Raw genomic sequence first — 20,428 nt, 5'->3', positions numbered from 1 at the left:
AATCGAGCGTGTCGAGATAAGCACGAGTGTTGTTGTCGGACAAGTAGTTTCGACTTCGCTGCGCTCGCTCAGCCGGCCTGCGGGGCGACCTCGGGCTGATCGATCGGTCGGGGAGGCCGGGTCAGCCCTTGATCAGATCCGCGGCGCGTTCGCCGATGACGACCGTCGGCGCGTGGGTGTGGCCGCGGACGATCTTCGGCATCACGGAGGCGTCGGCGACGCGCAGACCCTCGACGCCGCGGACCTTGAGGTCGGGCGTCACGACGCTGGCACTGTCCGAGCCCATCCGGCACGTGCCGGTCGGGTGGTAGAGCGTGTGCGAATGCCAGGTCAGCGCATCTTCGAGAGTGGCTTCGATGGTGTCCAGCTCCCGCTTCGGCTGCAGGAACCGGCCGATCTTCGACGCCAGCGGCTCCGACGTCGCGATCCGGTGGGCGGCGCGCAGACCTGACATCAGGGCCGCGCGGTCGGCGCCGTCGGCGTCCGACAGGTAGCGCGGGTCGATGAGGGCCTTGGCGGTCGGGTCCGACGACGCCAGTGAGACTGTGCCGCGACTGCGTGGGTCGACGAGGATCGGACCGAGACCGATGCCGTGACCTGGCGCGTCCCCGATGCCCTCGTCGTAGAACGGCCCCGGACCGAAGATGATCTCGATGTCGGGCAGCTCCAGGTCGGGGCGGCTGCGGATGAAGCCGTAGGCCTCACCGACATTCGAGGTGAGCATGCCGCGGCGGCGCGTCAGATAGTTGAGCAACTCCAACGGCTTCTCGGCGCCGTAGAGGGTGTCGGAGTCGACGGCGAAGCCGATCAGCGACATCAGGTGATCACTGAGGTTGCGGCCGACCTCGGGCAGATGCTGTGCCACGGCGATGCCGTGCGCGCGCAGTTGCTCTTGATCGCCGATGCCCGACAGCAGGAGAAGCTGCGGCGTGTTGATCGCGCCGCCCGAGAGGATCACCTCCTTGCGGGCGCGGACGGTGTGGGTGACGCCGTCCTTGAGGTACTCGACGCCCACCGCGCGCGAACCCTCCAACAGCACCCGGGTTGCGTGCGCATCGGTGAGCACCGTCAGGTTCCGGCGCGACCGCGCGGGCTTGAGGTACGCGTCGGAGGCGCTCCAGCGCGACCCGTTCTTCTGGCACACCATCGTCTGCGTGAAGCCTTCCGGCTGAGGCAGATTGGCACGTTCGCGCTTGAATCCGGCCTGTTCGGCCGAGGCGAGGAAGTCGGACGTCCAACCGCGCGGGCTGCGCTGGTGGGCGACGTTGAGCGGCCCGTCGCGTCCCTCGTCGCCCTCGACGGCGCCCTCGATCGACTCGATGCGCTTGAAGTACTCGACGACGTTGGCGAACGACCATCCGTCGCCGGCCTCCAGCGCCCATGCGTCGTAGTCGGCGGCGTATCCGCGCACCCACATCATCGCGTTCATCGACGACGATCCGCCGATCATCTTGCCGCGCGGGAAGAACACCCGGCGGTCGCCGAGCTCTGGCTGCGGCTGGGTGAGGTAGTTCCAGTCGAGCTCGGTCTGGAACTGCTTGGAGAAGGCGGCGGGAATGCGGACGGACTGGCTCTTGTCCTCACCGCCGGCCTCGAGTGCGACCACCGTGTCGGCCGACCGCTCGCTCAGACGGGCAGCGACGACGGCTCCGGCGGAACCGGTGCCGACGACGACGTAGTCGGCGTCCATGGAAGTGGTTGTCATTGAGTCCCTTTCAGTCGAACGGTCAGCCGCGCAGGGCGGAGGCGAAGATTCCGGGCAGACGACTCGCCCGCGGATCGGCGGCGAACTCGGTGAGCCGCTTGCCGGTCGTCGCGGCGGTCTTGTTGTTCACGAACCATGGCGGCTTCGGCGACAGTGCGAGTTCTCCGCGGATCACCGATCGCGGGGCGGGGCGGAACGGCCCGCGGACCACGGTGCGCTCGATTCCGTCCATCAGCCAGGCGTTGTGCACCACGCCGATGCCGCTCTGCACGTCGTCGATGGTGTGGCCGGGGTACGCGCCCCACGACGCGGTCGGCGTCAGGTAACCGACGCCGGTCCAGGCGTTGATGGCGATGGTTCCGTAGTGGAGATCCTCGACGAGGTCGTCGAACGCCGCGCCGAGTTCCTTGACGCTGGCCGGCGCCGCGATGATGTTGACGCCGAGGGTGCCTGCGAAGACCTCGTTGGCCGTGCGCGCCGCGGCACCGGTGAAAGCCGCACCGGTGCAGGGGATCTCGACGACGCCGTAGACCGGTGAGAAGTACTCGCCGGACAGGATGGGTTCGGTCGCATCGGGGCGGACGTCGTCGACCAGCAGGCGACCGCCGCCCGGGCCCAGGCGTTCGGCGTTCGGGTACGACTCCAGCGCGCTCGCGACGCGGTCGTCGCTCCCGGGGTAGTAGGCGGCGCGCTCGGGTGCGGCGGCGATGGCGTTGCGCACCTCGGCGAGGAACCGGTCCTTCTGATCCCAGTCCGACGAGATGATGAGGGCCTGCGATGCCACGCAGTTGTATCCGCCGTTGTGCAGACGCTGAGTGGCCACGTGCTGTGCCTGGAACTTCAGGTCGGCGTTGCTCCACCGGCCGGGGATCACGATGGTGGGGGAGACTCCGCCCAGCTCGCTGGTGACCGGCTTGGTCAGCTTGGGGTCGCTCGCGCGCTTGCGCTCGACGGCCTCGTCCCCGACACCCCACACGATAGCGTCGTGGGTGCGTGCACTGCCGGTCATGTGCACGTGGTTCACGAGATCGTGCTGGACCAGCGCGCCGCCGACCTCGGCCCCGCCGGTGACGATGCGGACCGCGCCGACCTCGATCAGCGGGGCGAGGACCTTGCCGAAGACGGGAAGCAGCGGATCGGTGATCGGGTTGAGCTTGAGCACCACCACGCGGTTGTGGGCGATCAGCTCGTACAGCACGTCCAGCGGTGCGATCGACATGATGTTGCCTGCGCCCAGCACCACGCCGATGCCCGCGGTCCGCGACGGGTCGAGCTGCGCGAGCCCGGCCTCGGCCTTTGCTGCGGCGCGACTGACTCCCCGGCGCAGCCACACCTCGGCGCTGAAGCCGCTGAGCAGCAGCTCGTCGTAGACGCTGGTCGGCAGGACGTTGACGGCGACGCGGTCGCGGACGTCGTGGAACTTGACGTCGGCGAGCGGGCTCCGGCCCTGTGCGAGGTGGTCGAGGGTGTCGGCGAGGACGCCGAGGCTGGCGGCCATCACATACGGTCCAGACATCCATTCCTCGCCGACCAGCGGCGAGTTCGGGTCGAGGCCCTTGATCTGCACGGCCGTGTCGACCCACTCCTGGGCGTGGGCGCCGGTCAGATCGCGCATGCGCATCAGGAGGTCGCGACGCTGCTCGAGCGTCGTCGTCGCCCAGCGGCGTTCGCCGTCGACGAGGTCGGTCAGCGCGGACTCGACCGCCTGCAGTTCGAGGTCTTGCATTTCTGCTCCATTCGCCAGGTGAGCGTGCACGCTCGGCAGTGATCGCTCCATTGTGTGAGTGGGGTCACCGACGGTGCCAGGTATGGCGGCACAGGGTTGATCCGGCCGACTTTGTGCCGGTGCACAATGGCCGCGTATCGTGGGTCACACTGCGATTGATTGGACGTGCACGCGTGAACTCCCCGACCACTCCGCGGTTGAACTCACCCGCGCTTCTGCTGCTCAGCGACGTCGACTCGGTGGCGGAGGAGTTGGCGGTCCGCATCACCCAGGCCGACCGTTTCTACGTCGACGGCGGCCCGCTGGCGGAGGAGGAGTTGCGGGGCGCGTGCCGGGACAATCTGGCGGAGATCATCCGGGCGCTCGCCGGGGCGGAGCCGAACCTCAAGCCGGCGCTTGCGGTCGGCCGACTCAAAGCCGAGCGAGGGGTGCCCCTGGCGGCGCTGCTGCACGCGTTCCGGCTCGGCGGCCGACTGATCTGGGAACAGCTGACGGCGCTGTCGAAGGGGCCGGGTGACCCGGAAGTCCATGAATGCGCGACCCTGCTCTGGGAGTTGATCGACGCATTCTCCGACGCCGCGGTCGAGGCGTACCGGGACACCGAGACCCTCCTCGCGCACTCCGACGCGCAGGCGCGCTACCGCCTGATCAGGATGCTCTTCGACGACCACGCCGACGGTTCGGTGCGTTCGCTCGGTGCCCTGCGAACGCTCGGGGTGCCTGAGGACGGCGTGTTCCAGGTGGTGGTGATCATTCCGGCGGATCCGGGCCAGGCGCTGCCGGCACCGGTCACGTCATCCTTGCGCGACGCCGGGGCTCAGACGGTCTGGGACAGCCAGGCGGACGTGCACATCGGGCTGCTGCGCACCGCGTCGTCGCGAGAGGCGGTGCGGGCGGTCGACAGACTCGGGCAGGCAGTCGCCGGGCGGATCGGCGTCAGTGCCGAGTTCGGTACTCCGCTGGGGATTCCGGAGGCTCTCGGACAGGCGCGGCTGGCGGCGCGCAGCACGCCGCCGGGCACGGAGGGGCTGGTGCGGTTCGGCAGTGACCCGATGGCCCATCTGCTGGTGACCGCGTCCGGCGCGGCGCGAGTGTTCACCGAGTCGGTGCTGGGCGGTGTGCTTCGACTTCCCCCACCCGACCGCGATGATCTGCTTTCGGTGCTGGCGGAGTGGTATCGCTGCCACGGGGCGGCCGGCGAGGTCGCCGAGGCGCTCCACTGCCACCGGAACACGGTCCGCTACCGATTGCGCAAGGTTCGGGACCTCACTGGACGCGACGTGACCGACCCGGTGCAGTCGGCCGAACTGTACGCCGCCTTGCGGTCAGTTGAAGTGCTGGGGATCGTGGCAGATGAGTGACCGGCGCTCGCTCACCCGTTGTGGATCCGGCGCGGATCCACGCCGGTGCGTTCCCAGCCCTCGGCCGCCCACGGTGTGTACAGCAGCCGGATCGGAAGCCGGTTGAACAACGGGTTCGCTGCGCGCATCCCCGCTGCGAAGCGATCGAAACGGCGCTGCTTCCGGTCGTCCCAGTCGAGTTCGCAGACCTCGCGCATCTGGCGGGGGAGGGTGCCGACGATGACGGTTCGTAGAAAGGCGTTGATCGGGGCGGAGATCACGCGCCACAGCGGCCGGGGCATCCAGCGCGGTCCGGGAACGCCCTTACTCAGGTACCCGGTGGCGTAAAGGATGGTCCTGGTGGGGACGAACTTGTCGCACATCGTCTCCCAATAGACGCAGAAATCCTCGTAGGTCTCCGGCTGGCTGCGCGCGGAGACGCCGTACAGCTGATACCACGTCTTGCTCTCTTCGAAGATCTGCTCCTTCTCCTCGTACGACAACCGCCGGATGAATGTGTCTGTGATAGTCAGGACTTGATCGACGAAGGTCGCGTGCGCCCAGTAGTAGAGCTCGGGGTTCAGCGCGTGATACCGCGAGCCGTCGGGCACCGTTCCCTTGATGTCGCGGTGGAAGTCGCGGACCCGTCGGCCCCACTGGTGCGGCTGGTCGGAGTACACGGTCCGCATGATCGGCGGGCCTGTGCGCCGGGCGCGGCCGAGGAAGTCGGAGAAGATCACCGAGTGGTCTTCCACGCCCTGCGCGAGTTGTTCGATGCAGTTCTCCGTGCCGGCCAGACGCTGGAAGCCGAGGACTCCCCGGATGTCGCCGTAGAACTTCCACACCAGGGAGTCGGCGCCGAGGCGCAGATCGATGGAGTCGATGTCGACGTAGGCGGGTTCGGCCTCTCCGACGCCCGCCTCGAACACGTCCGGTGAGTTCATGCGGTCTCCTATGACGCGTGCGGCGTGATGACGTCGACTGTAGCGCCGCGGTGGAACAGATGTAAATATTTGTGTCAAAGTTTGCGAGGAGACCTCAGGGTTATCGAGCCGGGAGGCGCCGCAGGCGCCGAGCGTGTCGAGATGGGCGTGACTGTTATTGCCTGGCGGGTGGTTTCGACTCGCTGCGCTCGCTCAACCGGCCTGGGGGGAGACCTCAGGGTGATCGAGCGTGTCGAGATTGCGTGAGCGTTGCCTGGCGGGTGGTTTCGACTCGCTGCGCTCGCTCAACCGGCCTGTGGGGAGACGCCAGGGTTATCGAGCCTGTCGAGATGGGCGTGACTGTTATTGCCTGGCACGTGGTTTCGACTCGCTGCGCTCGCTCAACCGGCCTGTGGGGAGACCCCAGGGTTATCGAGCCTGTCGAGATGGGCCTGCGAGGCGACCCCAGGGTGATCGAGCGTGTCGAGATCAGCGCCGGGTCAGCAGGTCGTGGCAACGACGCAGGCGCTCGTGCCACCATCGAGTCCGCTCAGCGGACGCCAGCGGAAGGTCGATTCCCGGCTCCACACGTCGCGGCCGAACCGTGCCGTGTTCGATCCGGAACGACCGTGCGACGTCGCGGACGAAGAACTCGCCGGTACCCAACCCGCACGCGCGGTCGAGGTCCGGGAGTGCGGCGGCCGCTCCGATTCCGGCGGCCATGCCGACGGCGGTGTCGAGGGCGCTGGAGACGACCACGTCCATCGGGAGCCGTTCCGCCAACGCGACCAGCGCCCGCATACCGCCTAGTGGCGCCACTTTGAGTACGGCGATGTCGGCGGCGTCCAGCGCGGCCACCCGCATCGGATCGCCGGCCCGGCGGATGGACTCGTCGGCCGCGATCGGGACCGAGACGGCGCGGCGCACCTGCGCGAGTTCCTCGACCGTCGCGCACGGCTGCTCCACGTACTCCACGTCACCGATCGCGGCGACGGCCTCGATCGCCTGTTGCACGCTCCAGCCGCCGTTGGCGTCGATCCGGACGGTGCCGACGAGGTCACGGGCGGCCGCGACCCGCTCGACATCGTCGGCCAGACTCTGTCCCGGTTCGGCGACTTTCACCTTCACCGTGTCGACGCCGGGATACCGCGCGATTAGGCCGGCCACCTCCTCGGCGGGAACCGCGGGCACCGTCGCATTCACTCGCACCGAGTCGCGAACGGGCGCCGGCGGACCGAGGTAGGCGGCCTCGATGCCCGCCGCGAGCCAGGTCTTGGCCTCCGCGTCCTCGTATTCGACGAACGGGGCGAACTCGCCCCAGCCCGCGGGACCGGAGAAGATCAGCGCCTCGCGGACCTTGACCCCACGGAATCGGGTGTGCATCGGCAGCGCGACCACCTTGGCCGATTCCAGCAGGTCGTCGGCCGACGGCATGCTCGGCGGCGGCGGGTTCTTCGGCTGCAGCCGGAAGGTCGGCACACCCTTCTTCCGGTCGTCCGACGTACCGAACGGCGACTGCTTGTTACGGCCGGTTGGCGAGGAGAAGACCATGTCGGCCAGCGTATCGCCCGACTGCCCCTCGGTTCCGCGGGAAGTGTCGGGGAGACGGTTTCGGCTCGCTGTGCTCGCTCAACGAGCTTTGAGGGCGGACGCCGGCCTGAAGTGAGGGGACGTCCACGGCGTGCGACGGATTCGCAAATATGTCCCACGAACTATAGACACAGATCTACCTATTTGTTTCAATCGAGATATGGGCCGGATCACAACTGAGGCGGCCGGTATCGAGGAGGAACGATGGTTGCAGTGCTCGCCCAGCCGGAGGCCGGCAGCGATCTGAAGGCGGTGCCGCTCAGCGATCGCAATGGAGTGCTGGAGATCCTTCAGATGCGACGGGATCCGTTCGGCTACTCCGACCGCAAACGTCTGCAGTACGGCGACGTCTCGGGAATGAACGCCTTCGGCGTCCGCATCGTCACGTGCATGGGCGCCGAGGCGGCGAACGAGATCCTCATGAACAAGGACCGCGCGTTCGCGAACGCTCCGGCATGGAGCTACTTCATCGGACCGTTCTTCAACCGCGGCATCATGCTGCTCGACTTCGAGGAACACCGGAACCACCGGCACATCCTCCAGCAGGCTTTCACGCCCAAAGTCCTCAAGGGCTACATGGACGAACTCCAACCGATGGTGGCCGACCGCGTGTCCCGGTTCCCGACCGGCCGAGTGAAGCTGTTCTCCGAACTCAAAGCGCTCACGCTGGACGTCGCACTCGAAGTATTCCTCGGGCTCGAACTGCCGCAGCACGAGGCGGACCGGCTGAACAAGGCCTTCATCGAGACCGTCCGCGCCGGCGTCGCATACGTCCGCAAGCCGGTCCCGGGCGGTCGCTGGTGGAAGGGCGTCCGCTCGCGCAAGGTCCTCGAAGACTTCTTCTACGAGCACATCGCCGCCAAGCGGGCCAACGCGACCCCCGACCTCTTCTCCGTGCTCTGCCACGCCGAGGGCGACGACGGCGAGACCTTCACCGACGAAGACGTGGTCAACCACATGATCTTCGTGCTCATGGCGGCGCACGACACGTCGACCATCACGATGACCCAGATGGCGTACTGGATGGCGAAGTACCCCGAATGGCAGGAGAAGGCCCGCGCGCAGTCGTTCGAGTTCGGACCCGACCTCGATTACGCAGACCTGAGCGGGTTGACCGTCTTGGACTCGATCATGAAGGAGTCGCTGAGACTGTGTCCGCCGGTTCCGGCGCAGCCGCGCATGGCAGTCAAGGACACTCAGGTCCAGGGCTTCTTCATCCCGGAGGGGACGATGGTCTCGGTGCCGCAGCTGATCAATCACCGCGACCCGCAGTACTACACGCACCCGGCGATGTTCGACCCCGAGCGCTTCTCCGCCGAGCGCGCCGAGGACAAGGGGCACCGGATGGCGTGGATGCCCTTCGGCGGAGGCGTGCACAAGTGCATCGGACTATACTTCGGCCAGATGGAGATCAAGACCGTGATGCACCACCTGCTCCGCGGCTACGAGTGGTCGGTCCCCACTGGGTATCAGGTGCCGATGGATTACAGCGCCCTGCCGGTGCCGAAGGACAAGCTCCCGGTGCAGATGCGGAAGCGGTAGTCGTGCCTGCGACGCGAAAGGCCAGGATCACCGCCTCGGTGTCCGAACAGGAACGCGACATCCTCGACGCTGCGGCCGCGGAGTTCGCCGCTGTCGGCGTCCGGAAGGCGGGGATGGACGAGGTGGCGCGGGCCGCGGGAGTGAGCCGGTCGACGCTCTACCGTCGTTTTCCGAACAAAGAGGCGTTGTTTCGGGCGGTCGCGCTGGAGACCTTCGAGGCCGGCCTGTCACGTCTCGAGGAAGCCGTCGAGGGGATGCCGCCGCGAGAGGCCGTCGCCGAAGCCTTCGCGCGCGGGGCCGAGATGGTGCAGACAGATCCGCTCCTGCGACGGGTGGTTCACGAAGACCGGACCGTACGCGAAGTGACCTCCGGTGTCAGTGCACTGTTCATCGAGATGGTCACCGCGAGGATCGCCGCGACCCTCCGTTCGGCCGGCGCCACGATGGCCGACGACGACCTGCTGCAGGCCGTGGAGATCCACGTGCGCGTCGTCATGTCGTATCTCGAAGTCCCAGCGAGCGACCCGGCTCACTCGACCTCCGACTACGCGCGTGCGGTGGCTCGCAAGCACCTCGCGCCGATGATCCACTGAGTACCCATCGGGCATCCGGCCGGATGCCGCCCCTCGACCCAGGAGCACCCATGTCTGTTTCGCTCACCAGCCGGTTGTCGCGTGATCGACGGCGCAGGGCGCGTCTGGCCCGGGTCCGCGCGCGGCTGGCGGGGAAGGTCGTCGCGATCACCGGCGGAGCACGCGGCATCGGCTTCGAGGTCGCGACTGAGCTGCTCGACGCGGGTGCGAAGGTGGCGATCGGTGACGTCGATGTCGATGCGGTCGGTAAGGCGGCGGCAGATCTCGGCGTGGAGGGAATCGAACTCGACGTCACCGACCGCTCGTCGTTCGAGAAATTCCTGGACACCGTCGCCGACCGGATCGGTCCCGTCGACGTGCTGGTCAACAACGCCGGAATCATGCCGGTGGGCCCCTTCCTCGACTACCGCGAGACGCTGATCCGGGCGACGCTCGACGTGGACCTGCTCGGGGTGATCCTCGGCAGTCAGGCTGCGGCGACTCGCATGGTGGCCCGCGGACACGGCCAGATCGTCAACATCTCGTCGGTGGCCGGACGTCTGCCCACACCGGGGTTGACGGTGTACAACGCGGCGAAGGCAGGCGTCATCGAGTTCTCGGAGGCACTCGATTCGGAGCTCGCCGGCCACGGTGTGCGGGTCGGCGTGGTGATGCCGACCTTCACCCAGACCGGACTCATCGACGGGCTCGCGACCAACTCGATGGTCACCTCCGTGAATACAGCCGTCGTCGCCGAACAGGTGCTCGCCTCCATCGCCGGCGTCCGGGTGCGTGCCGCTGCCCCGCGCTCCATGGGCTGGGTGAACGCCTACCCGATTCTGCCGCGGAGCCTCAAACGCGCCTTGCTGCGCACCACACGCTCGGGCGAGATCTTCATGAACCCCGATCCCGAGTCACGATCCGCTTACAGCAGACGGATAGGCCAGAGCTGAATCAGTACGCTCGACCGGGTGGGGTTCAGATCAGACGACCGCCTCAGACAATGGAGGCGCGCGCGCAGCGAACTGCGCAGTGCGCGTGACGATTTGGCGGAGGCCGAGGCGTCGGCCGGGTTGCGTTCGCGGATGTCGCGCCGCACGCGGTGGATTCTCGCGACGGTCGCCGTCCTCGCGCTCGCAGCTGCGGGGGCCGGAATCTGGTACGCGGCGGCAGCACCCCAGCGGTATTCGGACGAGGACTACCTGAAAGCGGCGACGGCCGAGGTGGAACTGCTGCTGGACGTCGACGCGAACGACCCCGCGCGTGCCAAGCGCATCCTCGCCGGTGCCACCGGCTCCTTTCACGACGCGTTCGCGCAGTCGGCGGACGCCTACAGTTCATACGTCAAGGATTCCGGCGCCCACGGCCAGGGCCGCATCGACGCGGCCGCCGTGCAGTCCAGTTCGGCCGACGGCGCCGAGGTGATGGTCGCCGCCAGTGTCCAGGTCGGCGACCGTGACACCGAGCAGGACGCGGCCCCGCTGCAGAACCTGCGCCTGGTCGTCAGCCTGGTCCCCGAAGACGGAGACCTCAAGGTCGACGGGTTGGTGATGGTTCCGTGAACCGCTTCCTCACCTATCTCGAGAAGCCGATGTCGACGTGGGGAACGGTGCTCCGACTCGGCGTGACCGCCGTCGTCTTCACCGCGGGGTTGATCTTCTGTATCAGTGGCCTCGACGACCACGCTGAACAGCGGGACGCCGCGCAGGCGCGGCAGACGCTGCAGGAGAAGGCCGGAACCATCGTCGCCGACGTCTTCTCCGTCGACTCGCGAACCTGGGCCGGCGACCGGAAGACCGCGCGCAGCCTGGTGGCGCCACCGCTGTCGATCGCGTCGGGCCCCGCACTGAACGGGCCTCCGCCCGACGGCACCGCGTCGGTGAGTTGGGTTCCGCAGAACGTCGCCGTCTCCTGGGCCGACGGTGACGCGGGAGAGGCGCTGGTGATCGTGCAGGTCACGGTGACCTCGCGCAGCGGGCACAGTGAGAGCAGAACCAAGGCGGTCCAGGCGTCGTACGTCCGCTCCGACGACCGCTGGCTGCTGAGCGGATTGGAGGAACTGCAGTGACCGACGACGCCGCCGACACCCGACGACTGCAGCAGGCCCGCGAGCGGTACGACCAAGCCGTCCGGTCGGAGCGGCAGGCGCGGGCGGCCGCTGAACCCGCGCTGGTCAGGCGCTCCCATCGCCGGGCCGCGGGGGTCCGATTGGCTGTGGTCGCCGCGGTGATCGCCGCGCTCGGACTCATCGGCGTGGGCTGGTGGGCGCACAGTTCGGCGGACTCGATGGCTACTTCGGCGAGCGAGGAGCAGGCGGCGCGCGAGGCCGCCGAGCACGCGATCGTCACGATGCTCACCTCCGATCCGGCGCACGCCGACCGATATGTCGGCGACATCCTGGCAGTCAGCACCGGCGACCAGCGGATCCGGATTCAGGGCGCCCGCGAGCAACTCCAGTCGACGGTGGCGTCGCAGCCGCGCCCCAGTTCCGGTCAGATCCTCTCCTCGGGCGTCGTGGGTACCGAGGACGGCAAGACGTCGGTGCTGGTGGTCGCGCAGGCCACCAGCCCGGAACTGATCGGCGGTGATCCGTCGCAGAGCCGGGTCGGCGTCAGCGTGACGATGGCCGAGGTCGACGGGCACTGGCTGGTGCAGCAGACGGAGGCGGTGTCCTGATGGGAACTCACTCGAGGGACGACGCGGGCGTGGGTGCCGTCGCCGAACCCGAGCGTCCAGCGGCCGGGTCGGGCCCCTGGTCGCGGTGGCGGGCGCAGGTGCCCGGTGACCGTCGGTGGCAGACGGCGTGGGCGCTGGTGACGGTCGCGGCGCTGGTGGTCGCGGTCGTCGGATGGATCGTCGGAGTGCAATCGCGTGCCGAACCCGCCGTACCGGACCATACGGCCGTGCGTGCGGCGTCCGAGGGCGTGACGGCTCTGATGACCTTCACCCCGGACGACTCCGCCGCGCAGCGTGCCGAAGTCCAGAAACACCTGACCGGCGCGCTGGCCGCAGACTATGCTGCTCGCGGCCCCGACGTGGTCTTTCCCGACGCGGTCTCCGCGAAGGTCTCGATGCGAACCACCATCTCGAGCGCGGCTCCGGGGGAGCGGCACGACGAACAGATGTCGGTGCTGGTGTTCGCCACTCAGGAAGTGACGGTGGGCAAACAACAGGACTATCCGACGAGAACGGGTATCGCACGATGGGCCACGGTCACTAGAGTGGGCGATGTTTGGCGGTTGTCGCGGGTGGAGAACGTTTCGCCGCAATGAGATTGGGATGTGACGCAGTGGTCGAGGCACCAGTGGTGGTCGTGGGGGCGGGACTCGGCGGGGTCCGCCTGGCGGAGAACCTGCGCAACGGCGGATACGACGGGCCGATCACGCTGCTCGGGGCCGAGCAGCATCCGCCCTACGACCGTCCGCCGTTGTCGAAGACCGTCCTCACCGGCGACGACGAACGCGTCGACCTCAAGCCCGCGGAGTTCTTCCGGGACTCGGACATCGATCTGCGCACCGGTACCCGGGTGGTCGCCGTCGACCCGACGTCCCACACGGTCTCCGTGGAATGCGACGGAACCGTCGAGCCGTTGCCGTACGGCACGTTGGTCCTGGCGACCGGGCTGGCCGCACGGCGCTTCCCGGGGTCGGAGGGCGTCGCCGGAGTGCACGTCATCCGGACCGTCGAGGACGCGCTGGCACTGCGGGCGGAAGCGACGTCGGCGAGCCGCGCGGTCGTGATCGGCGCCGGGTTCATCGGCTGCGAGGTGACCGCGAGTCTGCACTCGATGGACATCTCGGTGACTCTGGTGGAACCCACGCCGGCGCCGCTCTCGGGGCCGCTCGGCCCCCGGATCGGTGAGATGGTCACCCGCCTTCACGTGGAGGCCGGGGTCGACCTGCGGGTGGGCGTGGGCGTCGACGAGATCGTGACGGAGGACGGCCGCGCGGCGGGCGTCGTCCTGTCCGACGGCAGCCGGGTGGACGCGGATCTGATCGTGGTCGGCATCGGCGGCTACCCGGAGCTGGAGTATCTCGAAGGATCGGGTATCGAACTCGCGGACCGTGCGGCCGGAGGCGGCGTCGCGTGCGACGGTGTCGGCCGCACCGGGGTGGCGGACGTGTACGCCCTCGGCGACTGCGCCAACTGGCACGACGTGGACGGTCACGGCCACCGCGTCGAGCACTGGACCCACACGGTCGATCAGGCCGCGATGGTGGCCGCGCACCTGTTGGGTCACGCGATCCCGCATCAGACAGTGCCGTACTTCTGGAGTGACCAGTACGGGCTCAAGTTCCAGATGCTCGGCACGCCGCGCCCGGACGACGAGGTGCATCTGGTGGACGACGACGGCCGCAAGTTCTTGGCGTACTACAGCCGGGAGGGGCTGCTGACCGGCGTCGTCGGCGCCGGCCGAGTGGGCAAGCTGATGAAGGCACGACAGTTCCTGCTCACCCCTACGCCGATCTCCACGCTGCTCGGCGGATGAACGCCGACTCCGGTGCCTCTGAGATCGTCTCGGCCGTCGAGGCGCTCGGGGATCCGGAGCGCGCGGCGTCGTCGCAGCGATTCTTCAAGACCGGACCGGGCCAGTACGGAGAAGGCGATCGTTTCGCCGGTGTGCCGGTGCCGAAGCTTCGGGCCCTGGCCCGGAGTCTGCGTGGACTTCCGCGGTCGGTGATCGTCGACCTCCTCGGCGACCGGACCCACGAGGTCCGTCACCTCGCACTGTTGATTCTGGCCGACAACTACTCGCGCGAGAGCGGCGATCCCGAACGGTGGGTGGACGTCTATCGGGACGCCGTGCGCGGCGGTCGAGTGGACAACTGGGATCTGGTCGACGTCTCCGCGTACGCGATCCTCGGGGATCGGTGCCTGCGCTCGGGCGACTGGTCGGAATTGCTCGAGTGGGCAGCATCGGACGATCTGTGGCAGCGCCGCGCCGGTATCGTCGCGACGTTCGCGTTCATTCGGGCGGGGCGCTGGGAGCAGATCGAGGCGGTGGCTCCATTGGTGATCGACGACCGGCGCGATCTGATCCAGAAGGCGTTCGGCTGGATGCTGCGCGAGGCGGGCAAGCGCGCCGACGAGCAGACGCTGCTCCGCTATCTGGAGGTCAACGCCTCGTCGATGGGCCGTACCGCGCTGTCGTACGCCGTGGAACGACTGTCGACGGAACGCAGGGCTCACTTCCGCTCGCTGTGAGCGGGATCGGAACGCTACCCCTCACTCAGCGGCGGCGCGGCGCGGCGCACCCCGTCGTACCAGGAGAGCGAGGGCGATGAGCGGCACCTGCAGGGGCAGGCGGGCCCATGCGACAGCCTTCAGCGCCGGGCTCTTGTCGACCCACAGACGCACCATGTTCACGTTCGCGGGAAAGACGGCGATGAACAGCATCGCTGCCAGTCCAGCTGCGGTGCGTCGGGTACGCGGAGCGAGAACCGCTGCGCCCAAACCGATCTCGGCCATGCCCGAGGCATAGGTCCACGCGCGCGCGTCGCCGGGCACCTCATCGGGAACGATGGCGTCGAACGGCTTCGGCGCGGCGAAATGCAGTGCGCCGGGGACCAGCAGGATCAGCGACAGGACTCGGGCCAGACGTTCGTTCGTCATGGGCCGAGTCTAGTGCCTGACTCCGGCGGGCCGGTCGCGCGAGTCGGTTCCCCGCGAGTCAGAACTCGATCTTGAGCTTGTCTGCGGTGGGCCGGGCCTGGCAGCCGAGGATGTAGCCGTCGGCGATGTCGTCGGGATCGAGGGCGCCGGTGACCTCCATGTCGACCGTGCCCTCGACGAGCGTGCAGGCGCACGAACCGCACTCGCCCTCCTGGCACGAGTACGGCGCGTCGAGTCCGGCGGCCAGCATGATGTCGACCAGGGTGCGCGACCGCGGCCACGCGAGGGTGTGCGTCTCGCCGTCGAGTTCCACTTCCACTTCGGCGGCGGCTGCGGCCTCCTCGGCCGAGACCTCGCCCAGTTCGACGTCCGCGAACGGGTCGCCCGAGAGCGAGTTGTAGATCTCGACGTGCACCCTCTTGCTGTCGAAGCGGGCCTTGATCAGGGCGCTGTGGGCGGCGTCCATGAACGGGCCCGGCCCGCACATGTACGCGGTGTGCGTGGCCGACATCGGGGCGAAGAGCGTCGCCAGGGTGCGGTCGCTCGGCAGACCCTGTACCGATTCGAGCCAGTGCAGCACCGTCAGCCGGGCCGGGTACTTGGCCTGCAGCCGGCGCAGTTCGTCGGCGAAGATCACGTCGTTCTCGCTGCGGTTGGCGTAGAAGAACGTGATCTGACCGGTTCCGGTGAGCAGGGCGTGCTTCAGAATCGACATCACCGGGGTGACGCCCGACCCGGCTGCGATCAGCAGCAGCGGGGTGTGGAAGTTCGCCGGGGTGAAGACGCCCGAAGGCGGCAGTGCCTCGATCTGCGAGCCGGCCTCCAGGTTGTCGCAGATCCAGTTGGATCCGTAACCGTCGGCGGTGCGCTTGACGGTGACCTTCGGCAGTTTGTCGTGGCGGGGCGCCGACGACAGCGAGTAGCACCGCGCCACGGAACCGGTCTGATCGCTCGGGATCCGCAGAGTCAGGAACTGCCCGGGCAGGTAGTCCTCGAACTTCTCCCGGTGGGTGTCGGGGATGTCGAAGACGATGCTGCGCGCGTCGGCGGTCTCATCGATCACCTCGGAGACGGTGAGGATGGCGCTGCGCGCGCTGTGCGGGGTCAATTCGGTCATCGGTTGACTCTCTGTGGAATCGGGCCCGGCGCTCGGCCGTGGCAAAACTGAAACGTGTTCTATTTAGGATATCAGCGCTTCGAAGTCTGTCACAGACCTCGTTCCGGATGGCGGGAGCCGGGTGTGCGGCGGCGAGTCCGCCGGGGCGGTCGGGCTACGTCTGCGTGAGTGATGCGACCCCGTCGATCAGGATGCGGCTGCCCGATCGCAGCAGGTCGGTGAGGTCGGCCGACGGGTCCGGGAGCCATTGGTCGTATGCGGCGAGCGCGGTGCCCAGCGTCTGCCAGGCGATGGTCTGCGGAACGTGCGACGCGGGGGCGAGTCCGAGTCTGGCACCGCAGTGGTCGGCGATGACCTGTCGCCAGTCCTGGTACATCAGCATCGAGTGGGCCTGGAGCGCCGGTACGCCCAGGAGCAGTGCCATCCGGCGGCGATGTTTGTCGATCTCGGATGCCGGGACGGTGTTGAAGGCGATCAGCGCGTCGCGGAGGGTGGCGCCGAGCGGGACGTCGTCGGAACTGTTCCGCAGAAGGTCCCGGAGACCGTCGAGGTGCTCGTTGAACTCACCCCAGGCCAGAGAGTTCTTGGACGGGTAGTAGCGGAACAGCGTGCGGCGGGCGATTCCGGCGGCGGCGGCGATGTCGTCGACGCTGGTCTCGTCGAAGCCGTGCTCGGTGAACAGATCGATCGCGATGGCGCTGAGTCGGCCGCGTGTGGTTGCGGCCGGCCGGCCGCCGAGCACTCCCGCACGCCCAGATCTGGTCATCGCTCATCATCTCCGATCCAAGAAACCGCCGGTCACGATCTTACGACGCACAATTCTCGCCAACCCCTAGAGATTCTGCACCCAGTGCCATTATGGTGTGAAGCGAACCACATCAGTACTCGTGAAGGAGGATGGTTCATATGGCCGATCAGGCGAATGCGACTCAGCAGGATCTCGTGGCTGAGTCTCTGGTGGAGGAAGTGTCCATCGACGGGATGTGTGGCGTCTACTGATGACGACGGCATCGACCACTGTTCCCGGCGGCCCTGCGGCCGCCGGGAGCGGTACCCCATTCGACGTATCGCGTGCGTGGCGGATGAATCCGAAAGTCGCTCTGCGACCGGAGCCGTTCGGCGCGCTGCTGTATCACTTCGGGACGCGCAAGCTCTCGTTTCTGAAGAACCTCGAGGTGGTCAGGCTGGTCCAGTCTCTGGACGACCACGACAGTGCCGACGCTGCGATGACCGCGACCGGCATCGGCGACGGCGATCGCCCGCTGTATCTGCAAGCCCTCTCCGCGCTGAGCGAGTCCGGAATGATCATCGAACGGCAGGCCCCGGACGCCGCCTCTCGACCCGCGCCGGCGCACCCGACCGAGGAGTGACCCTGTGACCACCCTGGAATCCCGCCCCGGCGCCGAGGCTCTCGGCATGCCGTCCCTCACGCCGCCGCTGACGGTGCCCGCGCCGCCGAAGGTCGGGCGCCTCGTCGACCAGTTCGAGCGGGGGCTGGACGCGCCGATCTGCCTCACGTGGGAACTGACGTACGCCTGCAACCTGTCGTGCGTGCACTGCCTGTCGAGCTCGGGCAAGCGTGATCCGCGTGAGCTCTCGACCGAACAGTGCAAGGCGATCATCGACGAGCTGCAGCGCATGCAGGTGTTCTACGTCAACATCGGCGGCGGCGAGCCGACCGTGCGGCCCGACTTCTGGGAGCTCGTCGACTACGCGACCGATCACCAGGTCGGCGTGAAGTTCTCGACCAACGGGTTGCGGATCACTCCGGAGGTGGCGGCGCGGCTGGCCGCGTCCGACTACGTCGACGTCCAGATCTCGCTCGACGGCGCCAACGCCGAGGTGAACGACGCCGTCCGCGGTCCGGGGTCGTTCGACATGGCGGTCCGCGCGCTCGAAAACCTCGCCGACGCGGGATTCCGCGACGCCAAGATCAGCGTCGTGATGACCCGTCACAACGTCGCGCAACTCGACGAGTTCAAGGCTTTGGCCGACAAGTACGGTGCCACGCTGCGCATCACGCGCCTGCGTCCCTCCGGGCGCGGCGCCGATGTGTGGGACGATCTGCACCCGCTTCCCGAGCAGCAGCGCGAGCTCTACGAATGGCTGGTGGCCCATGGCGACCGGGTGCTCACCGGAGACTCGTTCTTCCACCTCTCGGCGTTCGCCGGAGCGGGTGGCAGCGGTCTGCCGGGTCTGAACCTGTGCGGGGCCGGCCGGGTCGTGTGCCTCATCGATCCGGTGGGCGACGTGTACGCCTGCCCGTTCGCGATCCACGAGAACTTCCTCGCCGGAAACATCACCACCGACGGCGGATTCCAGGAGATCTGGCAGCGGTCGGAGCTGTTCACCGAGCTCCGGGAACCGCAGAGTGCCGGGGCATGCGCCAGCTGCAACCACTACGACGCGTGCCGCGGTGGATGCATGGCGGCGAAGTTCTTCACGGGACTGCCGCTCGACGGTCCCGACCCCGAGTGCGTCCAGGGCTACGGTGAGTCGCTGCTGGCCGGCGAACGGTCGAAGCCGACCGCCAACAAGGACCACTCCCGCGGGGTGCCGCTGACCTTGATGACGCGCCCGCCGTCGCGCGACTGCGACGAGAACCCGCTCGCCGGATTCATGCCGACCACCGCGACCGGCTGCTCGTCGTCGGGCTGCTCCTGAGCGATTGCCTTTTGCGCCAGTTGAGCGAGCGAAGCGAGTCGAAACATCGGCGAGCTTCCAGCGGGCACGCGGGCGGTTTGTCGTTTCGACTCGCTTCGCTCGCTCAACTGGCCTGAGAAGGACGCTCGCTCAACTGGCCTGGGGGAGGCGCTCGCCCAGCAAGCCTGAGAAGGACGCTCGCTCAACTGGCCTGGGGGAGGCGCTCGCCCAGCAAGCCTGGGAAGGACGCTCGCTCAACTGGCCTGAGAAGGACGCTCGCTCAACTGGCCTGAGAAGGACGCTCGTTCAACTGGCCTGGCGAGACGCTCGCTCAACAAGCCCGCCCAGCACAACGCGAACTCTCACATCATTCACAGCAGGAAAGAGACTGATCATGTCCAAGTTCTCCGAACTCATGGAGAAGAACCCGTGGCGGCAGAACCCGTGGTTCGAGACCATCGGCGAGGCGCAGCGTCGAGCCAAGAAGCGGTTGCCGAAGACGGTCTACTCGTCGCTGATCGCCGGCACTCAGGCCGGTATCACCGTCAACGACAATGTGGACGCCTTCGGGGAGCTCGGGTTCTCGCCGCACGTCATCGGGGTGAAGCCGGAGCGCAATCTCGCCACCCGCGTCATGGGGCAGGACCTCCCGTTCCCGGTGATGATCTCGCCCACCGGTGTGCAGGCGGTCAATCCCGACGGCGAAGTGGCGGTGGCGCGAGCCGCGGCCAACCGCGGAACCGCGATGGGACTGTCCAGCTTCGCGTCGAAGCCGGTGGAGGAAGTGACCGCGGTCAACGACAAGATCTTCTTCCAGATCTACTGGCTCGGCAGTCGTGAGGACATCCTGGCGCGCGCCGAGCGCGCCCGCGCGGCCGGCTGCAAGGGCCTGATCGTCACCACCGACTGGGTGTTCAACGTCGGGCGCGACTGGGGCAGCCCGGAGATCCCCGAGCAGGTCGACTTCAACGCCGTAGCCAAGCTGGCGCCTGAGATGATCACCAAGCCCCGGTACACGATGAGCTGGTTCCGCGACGGCAAGCTCATCATCCCCGACCTGAGTGCGCCGAACATCGCGCACAAGGGCGAGCCGGGACCGACCTTCTTCGACGTCTACGGCCAGTGGATGAACACTCCGCCGCCCACCTGGGAGGACATCCAGTGGCTGCGTGAGCAGTGGGGCGGCGAGTTCATGGTCAAGGGCATCACCCGAATCGACGATGCGCGCCGCGCGGTCGACATCGGCGCCACCGCGATCTCCGTCTCCAATCACGGCGGCAACAATCTCGACGGCACGCCGGCCACGATCCGCGTCCTCGGACCGATCGCGGACGCGGTCGGCAACGAGGTCGACGTTCTGCTCGACGGTGGCATCCGCCGCGGCAGCGACGTGGTCAAAGCGCTCGCACTGGGCGCCAAGGCCGTCATGATCGGCCGCGCCTACCTGTGGGGTCTTGCCGCCAACGGGCAGACCGGCGTGGAGAACGTCCTCGACCTGCTTCGCATGGGCGTCGACTCGGCGATGATGGGTCTGGGTAAATCCGACGTCGCCGATCTCTCGCGAGCCGACCTGATCATCCCCGAAGGATTCGAGCAGATTCACGGCGCGTGAGTCACGGGGCGACCCGTCGACGGCGATTCGGCCGGCGGCCCTGAT

21 protein-coding genes are annotated in these 20,428 nt (G+C 67.9%); 14 read left to right on the top strand and 7 right to left on the bottom strand.

The window, feature by feature from the left end; genetic code table 11:
- Positions 1-121: 121 nt before the first annotated feature.
- Positions 122-1,705 (bottom strand): GMC family oxidoreductase, encoded by a 1,584-nt coding sequence (locus GSI01S_RS06540; RefSeq protein WP_006895688.1) that lies wholly within the window; start codon positions 1,703-1,705, stop codon positions 122-124.
- Positions 1,706-1,727: 22 nt separating this feature from the next.
- Positions 1,728-3,431 carry an aldehyde dehydrogenase family protein gene (locus GSI01S_RS06535; protein ID WP_006895685.1) on the bottom strand — a complete coding sequence of 568 codons (1,704 nt, stop codon included), beginning with the start codon at positions 3,429-3,431 and terminating at the stop codon, positions 1,728-1,730.
- A 173-nt stretch (positions 3,432-3,604) separates the two neighbouring features.
- Here GSI01S_RS06535 and GSI01S_RS06530 point away from each other — a divergent pair, with 173 nt between their 5' ends.
- Positions 3,605-4,792, top strand: coding sequence for a PucR family transcriptional regulator (locus GSI01S_RS06530; RefSeq protein ID WP_006895684.1), 1,188 nt, complete (start codon positions 3,605-3,607; stop codon positions 4,790-4,792).
- 11 nt (positions 4,793-4,803) lie between these two features.
- Here GSI01S_RS06530 and GSI01S_RS06525 read toward each other — a convergent pair whose 3' ends face one another.
- Positions 4,804-5,715 carry an oxygenase MpaB family protein gene (locus GSI01S_RS06525; RefSeq protein ID WP_006895683.1) on the bottom strand — a complete coding sequence of 304 codons (912 nt, stop codon included), beginning with the start codon at positions 5,713-5,715 and terminating at the stop codon, positions 4,804-4,806.
- Positions 5,716-6,183: 468 nt separating this feature from the next.
- On the bottom strand, positions 6,184-7,245 hold the full coding sequence (locus GSI01S_RS06520) for an o-succinylbenzoate synthase (RefSeq protein ID WP_006895682.1): 1,062 nt from the start codon (positions 7,243-7,245) through the stop codon (positions 6,184-6,186).
- 243 nt (positions 7,246-7,488) lie between these two features.
- Between GSI01S_RS06520 and GSI01S_RS06515 the strand changes: the two genes are divergently transcribed.
- The 9 genes from GSI01S_RS06515 to GSI01S_RS06475 are packed head-to-tail and all read left to right on the top strand — an operon-like array spanning position 7,489 to position 14,603.
- Positions 7,489-8,826, top strand: a complete 1,338-nt coding sequence (locus GSI01S_RS06515) for a cytochrome P450 (protein ID WP_006895681.1) — start codon at positions 7,489-7,491, stop codon at positions 8,824-8,826.
- 2 nt (positions 8,827-8,828) lie between these two features.
- Complete coding sequence (locus GSI01S_RS06510; protein WP_006895680.1) at positions 8,829-9,419, top strand: TetR/AcrR family transcriptional regulator; 591 nt, start codon at positions 8,829-8,831, stop codon at positions 9,417-9,419.
- Between the two features lie 50 nt (positions 9,420-9,469).
- Positions 9,470-10,351: an SDR family oxidoreductase gene (locus GSI01S_RS06505; protein ID WP_006895679.1), complete on the top strand. Its 882-nt coding sequence runs from the start codon at positions 9,470-9,472 to the stop codon at positions 10,349-10,351.
- 18 nt (positions 10,352-10,369) lie between these two features.
- On the top strand, positions 10,370-10,960 hold the full coding sequence (locus GSI01S_RS06500; RefSeq protein ID WP_006895678.1) for an Rv1363c family protein: 591 nt from the start codon (positions 10,370-10,372) through the stop codon (positions 10,958-10,960).
- Positions 10,957-11,466 carry a hypothetical protein gene (locus GSI01S_RS06495; RefSeq protein WP_006895677.1) on the top strand — a complete coding sequence of 170 codons (510 nt, stop codon included), beginning with the start codon at positions 10,957-10,959 and terminating at the stop codon, positions 11,464-11,466. Before GSI01S_RS06500 ends, GSI01S_RS06495 begins: the two co-directional genes overlap by 4 nt.
- A complete protein-coding gene (locus GSI01S_RS06490; RefSeq protein WP_006895676.1) occupies positions 11,463-12,074 on the top strand; it encodes a hypothetical protein in 612 nt (203 codons plus the stop codon). The genes GSI01S_RS06495 and GSI01S_RS06490 overlap by 4 nt, the downstream gene beginning before the upstream one ends.
- Entirely contained in the window at positions 12,074-12,670 is a 597-nt protein-coding gene (locus tag GSI01S_RS06485; protein WP_006895675.1) for a hypothetical protein, read from the top strand. The genes GSI01S_RS06490 and GSI01S_RS06485 overlap by 1 nt, the downstream gene beginning before the upstream one ends.
- Before the next feature lie 17 nt (positions 12,671-12,687).
- Positions 12,688-13,887, top strand: coding sequence for an NAD(P)/FAD-dependent oxidoreductase (locus tag GSI01S_RS06480; RefSeq protein WP_006895674.1), 1,200 nt, complete (start codon positions 12,688-12,690; stop codon positions 13,885-13,887).
- Positions 13,884-14,603, top strand: coding sequence for a DNA alkylation repair protein (locus GSI01S_RS06475; protein WP_006895673.1), 720 nt, complete (start codon positions 13,884-13,886; stop codon positions 14,601-14,603). The genes GSI01S_RS06480 and GSI01S_RS06475 overlap by 4 nt, the downstream gene beginning before the upstream one ends.
- 21 nt (positions 14,604-14,624) lie before the next feature.
- Here GSI01S_RS06475 and GSI01S_RS06470 read toward each other — a convergent pair whose 3' ends face one another.
- The 3 genes from GSI01S_RS06470 to mftR form a co-directional block, all read right to left on the bottom strand.
- Positions 14,625-15,011, bottom strand: coding sequence for a DoxX family protein (locus GSI01S_RS06470; RefSeq protein WP_006895672.1), 387 nt, complete (start codon positions 15,009-15,011; stop codon positions 14,625-14,627).
- A gap of 58 nt (positions 15,012-15,069) precedes the next feature.
- Positions 15,070-16,128, bottom strand: a complete 1,059-nt coding sequence (locus GSI01S_RS06465; protein WP_006895671.1) for a ferredoxin--NADP reductase — start codon at positions 16,126-16,128, stop codon at positions 15,070-15,072.
- A 154-nt stretch (positions 16,129-16,282) separates the two neighbouring features.
- Positions 16,283-16,894, bottom strand: coding sequence for a mycofactocin system transcriptional regulator MftR (mftR, locus tag GSI01S_RS06460; RefSeq protein ID WP_006895670.1), 612 nt, complete (start codon positions 16,892-16,894; stop codon positions 16,283-16,285).
- A 140-nt stretch (positions 16,895-17,034) separates the two neighbouring features.
- On the opposite strand from mftR, the gene mftA reads away from it, so the two are divergent.
- The 4 genes from mftA to mftD all read left to right on the top strand — a co-directional run bounded on the left by mftA (position 17,035) and on the right by mftD (position 20,383).
- A complete protein-coding gene (gene mftA, locus GSI01S_RS06455) occupies positions 17,035-17,127 on the top strand; it encodes a mycofactocin precursor MftA (protein WP_101841532.1) in 93 nt (30 codons plus the stop codon).
- Positions 17,127-17,498, top strand: coding sequence for a mycofactocin biosynthesis chaperone MftB (gene mftB, locus GSI01S_RS06450; protein WP_006895669.1), 372 nt, complete (start codon positions 17,127-17,129; stop codon positions 17,496-17,498). Before mftA ends, mftB begins: the two co-directional genes overlap by 1 nt.
- Before the next feature lie 4 nt (positions 17,499-17,502).
- The gene (mftC, locus tag GSI01S_RS06445; RefSeq protein ID WP_006895668.1) at positions 17,503-18,792 is read left to right on the top strand and encodes a mycofactocin radical SAM maturase; all 1,290 of its coding nucleotides are present in this window, start codon (positions 17,503-17,505) and stop codon (positions 18,790-18,792) included.
- A gap of 373 nt (positions 18,793-19,165) precedes the next feature.
- Positions 19,166-20,383: a pre-mycofactocin synthase MftD gene (gene mftD / locus GSI01S_RS06440; RefSeq protein ID WP_006895667.1), complete on the top strand. Its 1,218-nt coding sequence runs from the start codon at positions 19,166-19,168 to the stop codon at positions 20,381-20,383.
- The last annotated feature ends 45 nt before the right edge of the window (positions 20,384-20,428 follow it).

The sequence above is a fragment of the Gordonia sihwensis NBRC 108236 genome (genome assembly GCF_000333035.1).
In the GTDB taxonomy this organism is placed as follows: Bacteria; Actinomycetota; Actinomycetes; order Mycobacteriales; family Mycobacteriaceae; genus Gordonia; species Gordonia sihwensis.
This window is presented reverse-complemented; position numbering and strand designations above follow the sequence as displayed.